This is a genomic window from Streptococcus sp. V869 (assembly GCF_054353515.1).
This window is the reverse complement of record NZ_JBTHHW010000001.1, coordinates 486,345-502,724: the sequence shown is the minus strand read 5'-3', so window position 1 is coordinate 502,724 and position 16,380 is coordinate 486,345. Positions and strand designations below refer to the sequence as shown.

The 16,380-nt window shown below is 38.3% G+C and carries 16 protein-coding genes; 15 read left to right on the top strand and 1 reads right to left on the bottom strand.

Translation table 11 applies throughout. The features are described from left to right. Positions 1 to 196: 196 nt before the first annotated feature. The 9 genes from ACXYSN_RS02545 to ACXYSN_RS02505 all read left to right on the top strand — a co-directional run bounded on the left by ACXYSN_RS02545 (position 197) and on the right by ACXYSN_RS02505 (position 7,654). Positions 197 to 1,663, top strand: coding sequence for a hypothetical protein (locus tag ACXYSN_RS02545; RefSeq protein ID WP_458636046.1), 1,467 nt, complete (start codon positions 197 to 199; stop codon positions 1,661 to 1,663). Continuing rightward, the gene (locus ACXYSN_RS02540) at positions 1,660 to 2,793 is read left to right on the top strand and encodes a hypothetical protein (protein ID WP_458636045.1); all 1,134 of its coding nucleotides are present in this window, start codon (positions 1,660 to 1,662) and stop codon (positions 2,791 to 2,793) included. The genes ACXYSN_RS02545 and ACXYSN_RS02540 overlap by 4 nt, the downstream gene beginning before the upstream one ends. Before the next feature lie 232 nt (positions 2,794 to 3,025). Continuing rightward, a complete protein-coding gene (locus ACXYSN_RS02535) occupies positions 3,026 to 3,832 on the top strand; it encodes an alpha/beta fold hydrolase (protein WP_458636044.1) in 807 nt (268 codons plus the stop codon). Between the two features lie 11 nt (positions 3,833 to 3,843). Continuing rightward, positions 3,844 to 4,698, top strand: coding sequence for an ADP-ribosylglycohydrolase family protein (locus ACXYSN_RS02530; protein ID WP_458636043.1), 855 nt, complete (start codon positions 3,844 to 3,846; stop codon positions 4,696 to 4,698). 46 nt (positions 4,699 to 4,744) lie between these two features. Beyond that, the gene (locus tag ACXYSN_RS02525) at positions 4,745 to 5,308 is read left to right on the top strand and encodes a hypothetical protein (RefSeq protein WP_458636042.1); all 564 of its coding nucleotides are present in this window, start codon (positions 4,745 to 4,747) and stop codon (positions 5,306 to 5,308) included. A 108-nt stretch (positions 5,309 to 5,416) separates the two neighbouring features. Then, positions 5,417 to 5,659, top strand: coding sequence for a phosphohydrolase (locus ACXYSN_RS02520; RefSeq protein ID WP_458636041.1), 243 nt, complete (start codon positions 5,417 to 5,419; stop codon positions 5,657 to 5,659). Between the two features lie 257 nt (positions 5,660 to 5,916). After that, positions 5,917 to 6,303: a hypothetical protein gene (locus ACXYSN_RS02515; protein ID WP_458636040.1), complete on the top strand. Its 387-nt coding sequence runs from the start codon at positions 5,917 to 5,919 to the stop codon at positions 6,301 to 6,303. A gap of 45 nt (positions 6,304 to 6,348) precedes the next feature. After that, positions 6,349 to 7,230 carry a diacylglycerol/lipid kinase family protein gene (locus ACXYSN_RS02510; RefSeq protein WP_458636039.1) on the top strand — a complete coding sequence of 294 codons (882 nt, stop codon included), beginning with the start codon at positions 6,349 to 6,351 and terminating at the stop codon, positions 7,228 to 7,230. A gap of 112 nt (positions 7,231 to 7,342) precedes the next feature. Further along, on the top strand, positions 7,343 to 7,654 hold the full coding sequence (locus tag ACXYSN_RS02505) for a hypothetical protein (RefSeq protein WP_458636038.1): 312 nt from the start codon (positions 7,343 to 7,345) through the stop codon (positions 7,652 to 7,654). A gap of 61 nt (positions 7,655 to 7,715) precedes the next feature. Here ACXYSN_RS02505 and ACXYSN_RS02500 read toward each other — a convergent pair whose 3' ends face one another. Next, positions 7,716 to 8,735 carry a hypothetical protein gene (locus tag ACXYSN_RS02500; RefSeq protein WP_458636037.1) on the bottom strand — a complete coding sequence of 340 codons (1,020 nt, stop codon included), beginning with the start codon at positions 8,733 to 8,735 and terminating at the stop codon, positions 7,716 to 7,718. Positions 8,736 to 8,985: 250 nt separating this feature from the next. Between ACXYSN_RS02500 and ACXYSN_RS02495 the strand changes: the two genes are divergently transcribed. From ACXYSN_RS02495 to aguA, 6 genes are all read left to right on the top strand, one after another. After that, positions 8,986 to 10,002, top strand: a complete 1,017-nt coding sequence (locus ACXYSN_RS02495; RefSeq protein ID WP_458636036.1) for a hypothetical protein — start codon at positions 8,986 to 8,988, stop codon at positions 10,000 to 10,002. A 596-nt stretch (positions 10,003 to 10,598) separates the two neighbouring features. Then, entirely contained in the window at positions 10,599 to 12,053 is a 1,455-nt protein-coding gene (locus ACXYSN_RS02490; RefSeq protein ID WP_254804010.1) for an aminotransferase class I/II-fold pyridoxal phosphate-dependent enzyme, read from the top strand. Further along, a complete protein-coding gene (speE, locus tag ACXYSN_RS02485) occupies positions 12,054 to 12,914 on the top strand; it encodes a polyamine aminopropyltransferase (protein WP_049504668.1) in 861 nt (286 codons plus the stop codon). Next, the gene (locus ACXYSN_RS02480; protein WP_414315901.1) at positions 12,911 to 14,170 is read left to right on the top strand and encodes a saccharopine dehydrogenase family protein; all 1,260 of its coding nucleotides are present in this window, start codon (positions 12,911 to 12,913) and stop codon (positions 14,168 to 14,170) included. Before speE ends, ACXYSN_RS02480 begins: the two co-directional genes overlap by 4 nt. Then, on the top strand, positions 14,170 to 15,297 hold the full coding sequence (gene nspC / locus ACXYSN_RS02475) for a carboxynorspermidine decarboxylase (RefSeq protein WP_458636035.1): 1,128 nt from the start codon (positions 14,170 to 14,172) through the stop codon (positions 15,295 to 15,297). The genes ACXYSN_RS02480 and nspC overlap by 1 nt, the downstream gene beginning before the upstream one ends. Further along, positions 15,294 to 16,379, top strand: coding sequence for an agmatine deiminase (gene aguA, locus ACXYSN_RS02470; protein ID WP_458636034.1), 1,086 nt, complete (start codon positions 15,294 to 15,296; stop codon positions 16,377 to 16,379). Before nspC ends, aguA begins: the two co-directional genes overlap by 4 nt. Position 16,380: the final 1 nt, after the last annotated feature.

The following is a 16,380-nucleotide window of genomic DNA, read 5'->3' as shown; positions in this document are numbered from 1 at the left end:
TCAAGTGGAATAATAGATGCCGTTTCTTCTGGAAGAGGTTCTTCGCACAGAACACATAACCTGTCTATCAAAGGCAGAGTGGATTTCATTTAAGTAAATCTCAGTTTGTACTTGTTCCATATTGAAGCAGTGAAGTAGAAGTGGATACTTCCGACACATGCGATAGAAACCGTAGAATTAGGAGTAATTGGAGCAGATGACTACATTTCATAAAAAGATAAATAATGAACCGTTCATGTTGTTGGAGCTCGGCATAAATGAAAATGGGTATAAGTTTGCTTCTGATATCAAGACAGCACTATCTACAGCTAAAGGTGAACTTGATTTAGTATCTAGTAAATTAGAGGAAAGCTTAGATTCCTTGAAAAAGCTAACACCTGAATGTGATAAGACCGATTACATTTTATCTGCGTGTAGTGGAGCCCTATGTGGTGTTATAGATGTATTTTTGGTAGGAAAACCGGGAGAGTCTCCAATTGGAGAAATTACAGATAAGTGGTTTGCTAATAGAACAGAAGACTTTGCTAAATTGTGTGGATGGAGGGGTGATAAAGGAAATTTATCATCAGCAATTAGACACTTAGAGAAAAAGTTCAAAATACCTTACGATCAAAATGGTATTGGAGACATAGCGAAGGAATTAAAGGATTTGACGCCAACTAATCATCATTTTAAGTCGTTAGGACACAATCCTACAATACTTGGGATCTTCTTTTCCATTCTAGATCAGTTTACAAATACATCGCATTTTGTTTCAGAAGGAGAATTGATCACATTCTCTAAATTTGATGGTGATTTTCATTTAGAAGGTAAAGATATACCAAGCAAACTGTTCTGCGGATTTGCAAATTGGTTCGGACACTTGATCTCAGATATATCAGGATCATCAAGTAGTAAAGGAAGAGGGATGGGTATTCCTTCACCTTTATGGAGCTGGACAAATGATATTATTACAATAAAGAGGAACTTTAATCTTCCTGTTGGAGAATTTGATAAATCAATAAATGAACTAGCACTCGATATTTATAAGCAAGGCTATGATACAAGATTTCAGACGGCACAAACTATACCGGTCTTAGTTAATGAATCATTGGTAAGGTTAATTTATTCAATAAGACGTCTAGTAAGATATTTCTCAATAACAAAAAAGGACGATAGATCCTTTCCGTTGTTATGGAAGTCATGTGAACCATTTTCGAATGCGTCAGTAAAACGAATGTTGACAGTAGCACATGGTACTTTCTGTGTTATAGACGCAGGAGATGCTATTGCAAGAGGCGTTAGTAAAGGTGGTGGTAGCTTTAATGTTACCGAATTTGTGATGAGATTGAATATTTTCGGAATTGGAAGATTTACGTTTTCATTATATGGAGAGACAAGCAGAGGTTTAAAGCGTCATGATATCAAAGAGAATATAATTATCATGAAACGTGAAAAATTAATACTCGCTGATTATGTTGATGGTTTGAAGTTCCTTGCTGAAATATATGATGATGAGTCATTGCTGTTATTTACAAGAGAATTAAAAGAAAGTGATATGTATGTTCAAGCCTTTGAGAAGTCTGTAATTTTGGCAGAAAAAAGAAATGTTCCTAAAGATGAGATACTTAGAAATAAAGCAGATATCGATTCTTATTTTAAAGGGAGTGAGAAAGAAGAATGAGTAAAAAGAAACAGAAGAAATCAAAACTCCAAGTAGCTCAAGATAAAGCTCAGGCTGCAATCAAAGAAACAAATAATGCCATTGGAGAGCTAGGAGAATATACAAGAAGTTTATACAAGTCATTAACAAGCATACAGGAACAATTTGATAAAATACGCAATGTACCTAGTGAACAGAAGCTTCAGTATGAAGAATTAAAACAGATAAGATTAAATTGGAAGCAACAAGCAGATAAGATTGATAAGGACTATAAAAATGTAACAGTAAAAAATGCAGGTGTAGGAGCAGCTGGAACAGGACTGGGTGTTGCAGTAGTAACAATGGGGCCGACAGTAGCAATGGGTGTTGCTACAACTTTTGGAGTTGCATCAACTGGTACTGCTATCTCTACTTTAAGCGGAGCTGCGGCTACTAATGCTGCATTGGCATGGCTTGGTGGTGGAGCACTTGCTGCAGGTGGTGGCGGAATGGCAGCAGGAAATGCTTTTCTTGCTTTGGCGGGTCCAGTTGGATGGGCTATCGCCGGTGTCTCTTTATTAGCTAGTGGATTAATCTTTTGGAAAAGTAAGAGTGATAAGAACCACTTAGAAAATGTATTTATTGCTATAAGTGAAAGAGATATAAAATCATATGAGCTTGCTATTATTGAATTAAAGGAACGTATTAGTCGAATTATTGATGAGAACAGTAAATTAACTGATGCCATAGGTGAAATTGAAAGTTTTGGGTTAGATTATAATAAGATGTCTGAAGCGCAACAATATGCACTTGGTTCATATGTAAATCTGATGCTTTCATCAACGCAGTTGCTAGTAAATCCAATACAAGGATTATTACCTAAATTTTCTGAGGAAGATTTTGATAGCTTTATGTCTTGGAAAGATAGAGAAATAAATAAAGAGACTTGCACAGAACACAAGGATTTTATTGTGTCTTTAGCAAATCTTCTTTATAAGATTGAACTTTATGATCGTGATAAAAAGCTATTATGGAAGTCTCTTAGAAATAATAAGAAGATGCTTAAATCGATGGATATCTCAAAGAAAGAGTTTGATTTGGATATCATGAATGAAATTATGGAAGCATTAAATTTCAAATATAAAATAAGAGGTAGTGAGGGTGTGGAATAGAAAAGGACTACCGTATAAAGGTTGAAAAAATATATATTATTGATTTAACTGAATTTGCAGAGCAATGAGGAGCAATCCCATATGAGCAGTGAGAAATATGTGGAAATGAGAAAATACGATATACGCATGTTATGATGCATCCTAATTACGCCAAAGAAGTATGGTAGAATGTATCCTGGTGCTGATTACTCGGCAAAGTATTACTAAAAATCCTACAGGAAGGAGTTTAAATATGAAATTCCATGAATTTGGGGATAAGAATTTGCCTCCTATCCTACTGATACATGGCGGTGGCAGTTCTTGGTGGAACTATCTTCGTCAAGCACGAATCTTGTCGGGAGAATACCGTGTTATTTTACCTACTTTAAATGGCCACGGGGAGGAATATCAACTCGATTATGTTTCCACTGAAGATTCTGCCTTGGAAATCTTGGACTATATCAAAGAGAATTGTGGTGGGAAGGTATTTGCGATTGGTGGCGTTTCACTTGGTGGTCAAATTGCTATGGAGCTTTTGTCAATAGACAGCGATGTAGCAGAGAAAGCCATCATAGACGGAAGCCTTTGTATTCCTCAACCGGGGTTGGCTAAACTCAGCATCTTTCTGGTACGTCTATTTGGCAAGCTGATGTTTAGTAAATTTTCTTGTAAACTTCAATTAGGCATGATGAACAAAATCTATCCTAAACTCGCTTATCCAGAGGAACTAAAAGCTTATTATTTGGAGGATCTGCCAAGGACACCTATCAAAACATTAGTGACTATTTACAAAACCTATATGGAGCGTTACAAACTTAAGGATACGATTTCTGCTAGCAAGGCGCAGGTTCTGTATATTTATGGTGAAAAAGAATTGAACTGTGTGAAAGCATCGGCAAAATTATTTCAAAAACTGCATCCAAATACGATTTTGTATGAAGCCAAGGGCTATCATCATGGCTATTTGTCAGCTTATCTGCCTCAAGAGTGGATTGATTTGGTTGAGCCGTTTTTAAAGAGTGATCCATTGGAAATGTGTGATGAATCTGATATATCATAAGGAGGAATCTGATGCTAGGAGCAATAGTTGGAGACATTGTAGGTTCTGTTTATGAATGGGACAACATTAAAACGAAGGATTTTCCCTTGTTTAGGGACGATTGTTTTTTCACAGATGACACGGTGATGACTTGTGCTGTTGCAGAAGCCATTATGAATGGCAGTCAGAAGGATGACTTTATTGACGCCATGAAAAAATATGGTAGGATGTATCCCGATGCAGGTTACGGTGCAAGATTTGGAAATTGGGTTGATGGCGACGATCGAGAACCTTATAATAGCTTTGGAAATGGCTCAGCAATGCGTGTTTCTCCATGTGCCTGGACCATGGATTGTAGTTTTTGTGCACGAACGGGAGCCTGGCCGTCCAGAAGAACTCTTGCACGACTTTCTGCAGAGGTGACGCATAACCATCCAGAGGGGGTCAAGGGAGCTATGGCGACGTCTGATGCTATCTTTATGTGTCGTTATTACTTTGGAGGTTACAGTGGTGACTATGGAAAACCGATCAACGATAACCCTACAAAGTGCAAGAGACTCATCAAGGAATACATAGAGCAAGAGTATGGATATAATCTTTCTCAAACACTAGATGAAATTCGTCCTACTTATCGTTTCAATGAAACTTGCCAGGATACGGTACCTCAGGCCATCATTGCCTTTCTTGAAAGTACAGACTTCGAAGATGCTATCAGAAATGCTATTTCTCTCGGCGGAGATAGTGACACTCTTGCTGCCATCACAGGAAGTATAGCAGAGGCTGCTTATGGTATACCTGATTGGATTAAGAAAAAGGCATATACCTATCTAGATGAGCCTTTAAAGGATGTCCTCAGACGATGGGAAGAAACGGTTGTAATAAAATAATAGATAGGCGTTATGCGGACCGATACTGAATGACAGAGGGTTATCGATGGTTATATTGGAATTGTATCAAGGTGATTATAAAAAAGATTTAGTCGTGTTTGATTCTTTAGAAGAGGGAAGAGCCTTTGTAGCGCAAATCCCGGGATATACTTTAGAAAAAGAAGATAGTTTTGATGTGGAGTATTTTAATCCAAAAAATCTACCAGATTATATGGAGATTGTCTTCAATGGAAATATTGTCCCTTTATCTAGATTTTCGTTTAATTCTGAGGAAAATGTGTACATTATTTGGAAAGAAATTTCGAATCTATCCGTTAAAAACGATAAAATGATCGAAGGAGCTACAAAAGTAGATGCATATGTCGTGAATAACGATGAAGTGAAAGCTTATGTCGAAGCACGAGAAGCTAACTTCCGCAAGGCAAAAGTATTCCTAGAAAACAAAGGGTATGAAGTTGACAGAAGCTTTTTCGGAAGTGAAGACGGCGAAGCGATTCTCTACAGAAAACGCGGCACCAAAGATTGGCACTTTTTGTGTCACTTAGACCCGTTGTTTGTAAAGATTGAAGATGTCGAAGGGTATGTGAAAGAAGCGATGGAAGATATTTAATAGTCAACCAATGTTCGTTTTAAGATTGTGTCACTTCTTGTGTGACCTGATTAATTTGCAAAGAGAAAATCTTTTGAACTATTAGTTTTTTTAAGGAGAAAAAGCATTATGAAAATGACAATCGGGAAAGATTATATAGTGAAAAAAGATATTTTCGGTTTAAAAAAAGATGAACTTTGGACCTTAGTTGACAAGGGTTATCAGGCTTATTTTGGTGAACATAATTTCGTATTTGTCAATGATGATAAAGTGAAGGTATTTGCAGTTTTACAAGATAGTTCAGAAGAAGAAATACAAATTTACGATCATCTTGATGACTATCTTGAAGAAGTCGCTCATGAGAATTTCTAGAGGATGTGAGTTACAAATTGAAAATGCTTACTTTTAATTCAGCTTAGACCTAATGAATCAATTTTAAGTTAAGGGTTTATATTTGAAATAGAGTCTTCATAGAGACTTCTTCGTTATAAAAAAACTAGACTGAAACCAAGGTGAAAACCGTCTGGTTCAGTCTTTTTTTCTGTTAATGTAGTATAATAAAGGGGGTGGGAATTCTATTTTTTAATAGGATTATTCTAAGAACGAAAACATCTAGAAAGAGGAAAAAAATGAAACAATCACTTGAATTTTTAAAAGAAAGAATCACCGATAAGATGCCCTTGGGGGATATGGTAGCTATCTTTGAAGATTTGTGTCGTGAGCCTGTTGAGGATGAAATGATTTTATTTGAAACAGGGACATTTACAAGTATATCTGATAAACCCTTGTTTCAACTTTCATTAGTAAGGCAAGTTCCGAATGAAGACGAAGAATTTTATCAAGTACACCTTGATATTTTCTATGAAGCTAGTCGTGAGAATAAAATTTTTAGTGAATCAACCTGGGATGAGGATTTAGAGGAAAATATTTTTGAATACATTAGAAATTCAGAAGTATTTTCCTATGCTAAAGATCAGGAATACCTAGCAGTCAAAATGTATATGGACCAAACTTGATAAGGCTAGTTAAAGTAATGAAATTTAATGACAGGAGAATTATAAATGAAAAAAATTATGGTAATCATCAATCCAACCTCTGGTGGCGAAAAAGCTTTGGATTATAAGGTGAAGTTAGAAAATAAAGCTAGAGACTACTTTGATGATGTAGAGATTAAAATTACAGAAAAAGCTCAAGATGCAACAAACTTTGCAGAAGAAGCTTCTCGAGAGCATTATGATGCTGTTCTTGTTTTTGGTGGAGATGGGACTGTCAATGAAGTAATCTCTGGTATTGCAGAAAAAGATTATATTCCTAAACTCGCGATTATCCCAGGAGGAACTGGAAATCTCATTACGAAATTATTAGAAATCAATCAAGATATTGACGGTGCGATTGACGAGCTAGATTTTAGTTCTACCAACAAGATTGATATCGGAAAATCTAACGGAAACTATTTTGGTTATATCTTTAGTATTGGTTCATTACCAGAAGCCATCCATAATGTTGGGATAGAAGATAAGACGAAGTTTGGCATGCTCGCCTATGCGATTAATACCATGAAGTCTGTGGTTACAGATCAAGCATTTAATATTACAGTTGAGACTGAAAATGGAAATTATATTGGCCCAGCCAGCCATGTTTTAGTTCTCTTCACCAATTATTTCGCTGACAAGAAGATTTTTGACGAAAACAAGGATGGTTATGCCAATATTTTGATTTTAAAAGATGCGTCTATTCTCACTAAATTGTCTGTAATCCCTGATTTATTAAAGGGAGATGTTGTCGTAAATGATAATATCGAGTATCTAAAAGCTCGTCACCTCAAAATCTCTTCAGATAGTGAATTAGAAACAGATGTTGATGGTGACAAATCCGATAATTTACCAGTAGAAATCAAGGTACTAGGGCAGCATATAGAAGTTTATTCACAGTTAAAAGAATAAGAAATTTTTAACAAAGAAATACATAAACGTGGGTATCTAGATATACCATTTTCATGAATAGTAAGAATAGCTCTCATACAAAAACAAGTCGTTGAAGATAAGGAGTAAAAATATGGAATTACAAGATTTTACGAAACAAGAACAAGAAATGATTAAAAAGGGATTAACATTTTCTAAACTTAGTGATAAAGAAACTGCTGATAAGATTATCGCCTTAATCCCTCAAGAATACATTAAGCGTATCCCGTTTTTTGTTAGAAAACATGCAATTACTCGTACGATTAAGAGAATCTCTCTTGATTATCCGGAATTGTACGCTGTTGCTGAACAAGAAGGGCAACTTCCAGAAAAAGAAGCTCAAGAATTACGACAAATTCTTACAGATATTTTCCAAGAAAAAATGAATAAGCATAAAATCAAGTAGGAGCGCCTAAACGCTCATCTATTTGATTATATGCTTACTAATGACTAAAACTAACACTCCATCATTCCCACACGCTATGTTGGGCTCTGACTCCATAGCTATCAATCGAACCATCTGAATTGAACTTGGATTCAATACGGTATCTTTTCCAGAGATCGTAATCTGCTGTTTGGATGGTTAGGATAAAGTTGGTATCCTTATCAGAAACATTATAATCAGCTGGATTGACTTCAAAGATATCGATTAATTTTCGCGTTTGAAAGTCTTGGAGCTTGAGATTTGCTAGCTTGACATGATTGATGGAAATTTCTTCTAGTTGATTGCTATCCTTAGGTGTTCTGTAATAGGTGATGACGCAGTTTTTAAGTTGATCAGTATCTTTTCCTGTAGGAGTAAGGCTCATAAAGCCGTAGGACTGATTATCTCGCTTGACTTCGAGAAGCTGACCGTAGTAGAAGTGGTCGTTTTTTGGGTTGGTGATGGAAGTCTCTGGACTTTTATCTTCGAAGCTAAAGCCTTTGTCCAAAAGCTCGGAAGCCTTAGTCTCCCCGATAATGACAGTGGTATCTTGAATGGTTACTGGAACAGGTTGAGCTGGAAGACCACTCATCATGATGCAAAACATAAAAACATAACTTGTTAAAAAAGCTATCCCGATAAAAGCGTTGGTTGATGCATAGACATGACTGTTATGAAAGTTTTTTCTTATAGCCAGTACAACAAATTTGCCAATACTTTTTAAAACCATACTAACAAGTACGATAAAAAATTGTTTTTTCAAACATTCATAAATGGCTTGAGGAAAGCTATTACCATGATAGTAGAAGCCAGCTAAAACGACTAGATTTACGATTAAATAGATCAGCAAGAACCAATGGATCTCCTTTAGGGCATTGGCATCAGTGATTTCTTCATAATCAACGTGAATTCTTCCTTGAATAGCATGGCCAAATTTATAAATCCATTTAGGAGCGTCTTTGCCTTTTTTAACCGCAACTACAAGTCTAATATAGAGATAAATGGTAAAGCATAAGGATAGAAAGAGAAGAGCATAAAAAATCAAAACAACAGTAGTGAACATGGCTATTTCCCCTTTTCTCACCAATGAATACAGAACAATTTATTAGCTCCATTATAGCACTTTCTTGGGAAATAGAGCCAGAAATATCAGCAAAATCCTTAAAGATAAAAGATGGGTATCATTGACATTCATGCTATACCGATTGTACGGATAGAAGGTAGTCCTTTCTTACTAATCGTTTTATTAGTTGGGAATTGGACATTAAAGAGAAAGATAAGATTTGAGAGAGAACGTAAAGGAGTAGAGAGCCATGGGTAGAACGGTGATTATAGGTACTTTAATAGTTTTTTCAATCTTTAATCTGCTACTCGGTCTGGGTTTTTATCTCTTTCTAAAAAAGAGGAAAGAGAATGGGCAGTCATTGTACGAAACTCCTGTAAATCAACAAACTCGAACAGAAAAACTGGGTTTAGGAGAGATTTTGGTCTACCTGTCCCTGATTGTAATCGCAGGGATCTTTGCTTTTCAGACCTTAAATAGAGGTGGTGTTGGGAATTCTATTTTAGCCAAAATGATCCTCCTCCCAGCTATAATGGCTCTTTTCAATGCAAGAAAAAGGACTGGAAAATCTTTACTTGCCCTCCTTATAACCTTTATGGTCTTTCTGGTAGGAGTCATGTTTAATCTCACGATTGGTTTGCCACCTCAAGCACCGATTTTGCAAATTAATGAAAGTAAAATCATTTTAGCAGAAACTAAAGCCAGTGAGCTGATGGATGCTGGATTTGATATCTATGTAAGACAGGGCGATGGTGCTAGTGACTACGAAGAACTCCTGACAGACGGAAGTTTCCAAAAGTATTCGGGTGATAAAACAGTTACCATCGAAAAAGGCTTCAGACTTGATAGCAATGCAGTCCCTTACGCTCCCTATCTCCTAGCAAAAGATGGCATAGTACTGGGGAGTATTTCCTTTTACGGTGCTGAGGACCAGGATGTGGCTTTAGAAGATTCTAAGGTTATTCAGGTTCGATTTAATAAAGACAGTATTGAAGAAGCAAAGAAACATTATATCACTTTCAAGTTAGATGAACTCGACTTAACTAAGCGATTGGACCTTCCTCTTGTTCAAAAAACTTTTAAAAAGCATCTATGGTCCACTCCACCATCAAGTACAAACGATGTCACTCAATTGTGGTATGGGTTACAGTGGTCAAGTAACAGTGACTCTCTATTTTGGAATGAGTATTACAGCCTTATCCGTCTAGATGAAAATTATTTGATGACTGATTTTGAGCTAGCTGTTCAAATAGCGAAAAATGAGTAGATATATTTTTAATTAGTGACTGTACTTATAGATAATTAAGGGACTAACTATTTTAGTTCCTTTTTAGTTTTTTAAAACTTAATTTAAAACGGTTTCTATTTTCAAGTTAAATTAATTTCACGAACGAAAAAATGAATTTATTTAAAAAAGTTTCTAGAAATACTTTACAAGTCTCTGAAAACATGATATAGTAATGAAGCTTAGAAAATGAGATGATGTTTTCTAGCAAATATAAACCCGACTAAAAAATGCCTACGGACAGGCAGGGTTGAATGCCGAAGCGTGGTTGGAAAGCCACATTATTGATAGGGTTAAAAGCCTACTTTTATAAGTTGATGTTAGGACATTTGTCCTAATTCGTATAGATTTGTTAGTGTGGTGAAAGCACACGTCATCTTGTGAAACGATCAATAAAGTACGTAATATTTGCTACTAGAGAGTTAGGAAACATCAGGAACAGACATACTCAAAAGAAACAAACATAAACACGTCAGTAGATTGTAGAGCAGGTGCCAACCTGCTCTTTTTTCATGAGTACCTTTTGAGCCTTAGATGATTAAGGTAAGAAAACTATGATAAAGGAGTATGTCTAAAACATGTTAAATCAAAACCAAGCTCCCATCTATGAGGGGCTGGTCAAGTTACGAAAGAAAAGAATTGTACCATTCGATGTACCAGGTCACAAGCGGGGACGCGGTAACCCAGAATTAGTCGAACTGTTAGGGGAAAAGTGTGTTGGTATAGATGTTAATTCTATGAAGCCTTTGGATAATCTAGGGCATCCCATTTCGATTATCCGAGAAGCAGAGGAGTTGGCAGCAGAAGCTTTTGGTGCAGCTCATGCCTTTTTAATGATCGGTGGAACAACATCATCGGTACAAACCATGATTCTCTCCACCTGTAAAGCGGGAGATAAGATCATCCTCCCTCGAAATGTCCATAAATCAGCTATTAATGCACTCGTTTTATGTGGCGCCATTCCCATTTATATCGAGATGAGTGTGGATCCAAAAATAGGTATTGCACTGGGACTTGAAAATGAGCGTGTAGCACAAGCTATAAAGGACCATCCAGATGCTAAGGCTATCCTGATAAACAATCCAACCTACTATGGAATTTGTTCAGACCTTAAGGGGCTAACGGAGATGGCTCACGCTGCAGGAATGAAAGTCTTAGTAGACGAGGCGCACGGTGCTCATCTGCACTTTACAGATAAACTTCCTCTATCCGCTATGGATGCAGGAGCAGATATGTCAGCTGTATCCATGCATAAGTCTGGTGGCAGCTTGACACAAAGTTCACTTCTTTTAGTTGGCGATCAGATGAATCCTGAGTACGTACGTCAGATTATTAATCTGACACAGTCGACATCAGCATCCTACTTACTAATGGCTAGTTTGGATGTTTCTCGTAGAAACTTAGCCCTTCGTGGCAAAGAGTCCTTTGAGAAGGTCATTGAGCTATCTGAGTACGCTCGTCGAGAAATCAACGCTATTGGTGGCTACTATGCCTACTCAAAAGAGCTAGTAGACGGTGTGTCCGTTTGCGATTTTGACGTGACCAAGCTGTCAGTTTACACCCAAGGAATCGGTCTAACAGGTATTGAGGTTTATGACCTTTTGAGAGATGAATATGACATTCAGATCGAGTTTGGCGATATTGGGAATATCTTAGCCTACATTTCGATAGGGGACCGCATTCAAGACATTGAACGCTTGGTTGGTGCTTTGGCTGATATCAAGAGACTATATTCACGAGATGGAAAAGATTTGATTGCTGGAGAATATATTCAGCCTGAGCTAGTGCTGTCTCCTCAGGAAGCCTTCTATGCAGAGAGAAGAAGCTTAACATTAGACGAGTCCGTTGGTCAAGTATGCGGGGAATTTGTCATGTGCTATCCTCCAGGTATTCCAATTCTAGCGCCAGGTGAACGGATCACACGAGAAATTGTTGATTATATCCAATTTGCCAAAGAACGTGGTTGTTCCCTCCAAGGAACGGAAGATCCAGAGGTCAATCACATCAATGTTATTGAGAGAAAGGAGAACTAAATGGATTTATGGTTTTCTGAAGTTCATACTCCAGATGTGAAATTATCCCTGAGAACAGCCAAACAACTCTACGCTGGTAAAAGTGAATGGCAGGATATTGAAGTTTTAGATACGCCAGCTTTTGGAAAGATTTTGATTTTAAATGGGCATGTCTTGTTCTCAGATGCAGATGACTTTGTATACAACGAAATGACTGTCCACGTTCCCATGGCTGTCCATCCCAATCCAAAGAAAGTCTTGGTTATCGGGGGTGGCGACGGTGGTGTTGCCCAAGTATTAACGCTTTATCCTGAATTGGAACAAATCGATATCGTGGAACCGGATGAGATGTTGGTTGAGGTCTGTCGAGAGTATTTTCCAGACTTTGCTGCAGGGCTAGATGATCCTCGTGTTACCATCTACTACCAAAATGGACTTCGCTTTTTACGAAATTGCGAAGATGATTACGACATTATCATCAACGATGCGACAGATCCATTTGGACATACAGAAGGGCTCTTTACTAAGGAATTTTACGGCAATAGCTATAGAGCCTTGAAAGAAGATGGAATCATGATTTATCAGCATGGTAGTCCCTTCTTTGACGAAGATGAGTCTGCTTGCCGAAGCATGCACCGTAAGGTCAATCAAGCCTTTCCAATTAGCCGGGTCTATCAGGCGCATATTCCAACCAGTCCTGCTGGCTATTGGTTATTTGGGTTTGCATCGAAAAAATATCACCCTGTCAAAGATTTTGACAAGGAAGGCTGGAAAAAACGCCAGCTTTTCACAGAATACTACACTGCAAACTTACATATTGGTGCTTTTATGTTGCCTAAGTATGTAGAAGACATTTTAGAAGAAGAGGAAGGAAAAAAATGAGTCGTTTATTAGTTATCGGATGTGGGGGCGTTGCCCAAGTTGCTATTTCAAAGATTTGTCAAGATAGCGAAACTTTTAAAGAAATTATGATTGCTAGCCGTACAAAGTCGAAATGTGATGACTTAAAGGCTAAATTAGAAGGAAAAACAAGTACTAAAATTGAAACAGCTGCTCTTGATGCTGACAAAGTAGAAGAAGTGATTGCCTTGATTGAAAGCTACAAGCCAGAAGCTGTTTTGAACGTAGCTTTACCATACCAAGATTTGACCATTATGGATGCTTGTTTGGCGACAGGTGTCCACTATATTGACACAGCCAACTATGAGGCTGAGGATACAGAAGACCCTGAATGGCGTGCCATCTATGAGAAACGTTGCAAGGAACTTGGTTTTACAGCTTACTTTGATTACTCATGGCAGTGGGCTTATCAGGATAAATTCAAAGAAGCAGGATTAACAGCTCTGCTTGGATCTGGTTTTGATCCAGGGGTAACTAGCGTCTTTTCAGCGTATGCCCTCAAACATTACTTTGACGAAATCCACTATATCGATATTTTAGACTGTAATGGTGGTGACCACGGTTATCCATTTGCGACAAACTTCAACCCAGAAATCAATCTACGTGAGGTTTCTGCACCAGGTTCATACTGGGAAGACGGAAAATGGGTAGAAGTCGAAGCTATGTCTATCAAGCGTGAGTATGATTTTCCTCAAGTTGGGCAAAAAGACATGTATCTTCTTCACCATGAAGAAATTGAATCATTGGCCAAAAACATTCCAGGCGTTAAACGGATTCGTTTCTTTATGACTTTTGGTCAATCTTATCTTACACACATGAAATGCTTAGAAAATGTTGGCCTCCTTCGTACAGATGCTATTAATTTTAACGGACAAGAAATCGTTCCAATCCAATTCTTGAAAGCCTTGCTTCCAGATCCTGCAAGCCTTGGTCCACGCACAGTTGGTAAAACCAATATCGGTTGTATCTTTACAGGTGTCAAAGATGGCGTTGAAAAGACAATCTACATTTACAATGTTTGCGACCATCAGGAGTGCTATGCAGAAGTTGGTTCACAGGCAATTTCTTACACAACAGGTGTTCCTGCTATGATTGGAACAAAATTAGTGATGGATGGCACTTGGAAACAACCAGGAGTGTATAATCTTGAAGAGTTGGATCCAGATCCATTCATGGAAGCTTTAAATAAATACGGTTTGCCATGGGTTGTGGTTGAAAATCCACAAATGGTGGACTAATGAAGTTAGAACAAGTACCAACGCCTTCTTATATCATTGACTTAGGAAAATTAGAAGAGAATTGCTGCATTCTACAAGAGGTTCAAGAAAAAGCAGGTTGCAAGGTTTTACTGGCTCAAAAGGCTTATTCTCTCTATAAAACCTATCCCCTAATCAGCCAATATCTCTCTGGTACAACGGCTAGTGGACTCTATGAAGCTAAGTTAGCTAGGGAAGAATTTCCAGGGGAAGTCCATGTATTTGCGCCTGCTTTCAAGGAAGCTGACATGGAAGAGTTGCTTCAAATATCTGATCACATTGTTTTTAACTCAGAGAGACAATTACGAAAATACGGTCAAATTTGTCGTGAGGCTGGGATCAGTGTAGGTCTTCGCATCAATCCTCAATGTTCAACGCAGGGTGACCACGCGCTTTATGACCCTTGTGCTCCTGGATCCCGTTTCGGAGTGACTTCAGATAAGATACCGAGTGATTTGCTGGACTTGGTGGACGGACTTCATTTCCACACTCTTTGTGAGCAAGGGGCAGATGATTTAGCGACAACTTTAAAAGCAGTAGAAGACCAGTTTGGACAGTACTTGCATCACGTTAAATGGCTCAATATGGGTGGTGGACATCACATTACAAGAGAAGATTACGATGTTGATTTGCTGATTTCTGAAATAAAGCGTATTCGAGAAACTTATAACCTTGACGTTTATATTGAACCTGGAGAAGCGATTGCTCTTAATGCGGGCTATCTAGCTACTGAAGTCTTAGACATCGTTGAAAATGGGATTGAGACCTTAGTACTAGACGCTTCAGCAAGCTGCCATATGCCTGATGTCCTTGAAATGCCTTATCGCCCACCATTGAGAGACGGTTTCGAAGCGAAAGAAAAAGCTTATACTTATAGATTATCTTCTAATACCTGCTTAACAGGTGATATCATTGGTGACTATAGTTTTGAAAATCCAGTTGAGATAGGAGATAGACTGTACTTTGAGGACATGGCAATCTACTCCTTTGTTAAGAATAATACCTTTAACGGCATTGGGCTACCAAGTTTGTATCTCATGGATAAAGAGGGTGAATGCAGTCTAGTCAAGGCCTTTGGTTACCAAGACTTTAAGGAGAGATTATCATGATGGACAGTCCAAAGAAATTAGGTTATCGCATGCCAGCAGAGTATGAACCCCATCATGGGACCCTCATGATATGGCCTACTCGACCAGGATCATGGCCATTTCAAGGTAAGGCTGCAAAAACAGCTTTTAGCCAGATTATTAAAACCATTGCTCAAGGGGAAACAGTCTATCTTTTGGTGGAGCAGGACTATCTATTTGAAGCCCAATCCTATCTTGGAGATCAGGTCGTTTATCTAGATATCCCAACCAATGATGCCTGGGCTCGTGATACTGGTCCGACCATTCTCCTTAATGATAAAAGGGAAAAGTTAGCGGTAGACTGGTCTTTCAATGCCTGGGGTGGTGCTGTGGATGGTCTCTACCAGGACTATGAAGCAGATGACCAAGTGGCCAGTCGTTTTGCAGAAGTCTTAGAGATACCTGTTTACGATGCAAAACCTTTTGTACTAGAAGGTGGAGCTATTCACAGTGACGGTCAAGGAACGATTCTTGTAACTGAAAGTTGCCTCCTCAGTCCGGGTCGTAATCCTCACATGACTAAAGAGGAGATTGAAAATGCCTTACTAGAGAGTCTTGGAGCTGAAAAAGTCATCTGGCTACCTTACGGCATTTATCAGGACGAAACCAATGAACACGTCGACAATGTAGTAGCCTTTGTTGGTCCTGCTGAGGTTGTTTTAGCTTGGACGGACGACCAAGACGATCCCCAGTATGCCATGTCTGCTGCAAATCTAGCTCTTTTGGAGAATGAAACAGATGCAAAGGGGCGGAGTTTCACCATCCATAAACTTCCAATTCCAGCGCTTCATCAAGTAGTGACGGAAGAAGATTTGCCGGGCTATTCATATGAAGAAGGAGAAGAGGAGCGCTATGCTGGTGAGCGTTTAGCAGCATCCTATGTGAACTTCTATATTGCCAATAAATCTGTCTTGGTGCCACAATTTCAGGACGAAAACGACCAAGTGGCCTTGGATATCCTGAGTAAGTGTTTCCCAGACCGTGAAGTCGTAGGAATCCCTGCAAGAGATATTCTTTTAGGTGGTGGAAATATCCACTGTATTACCCAACAAATTCCAGAATAGG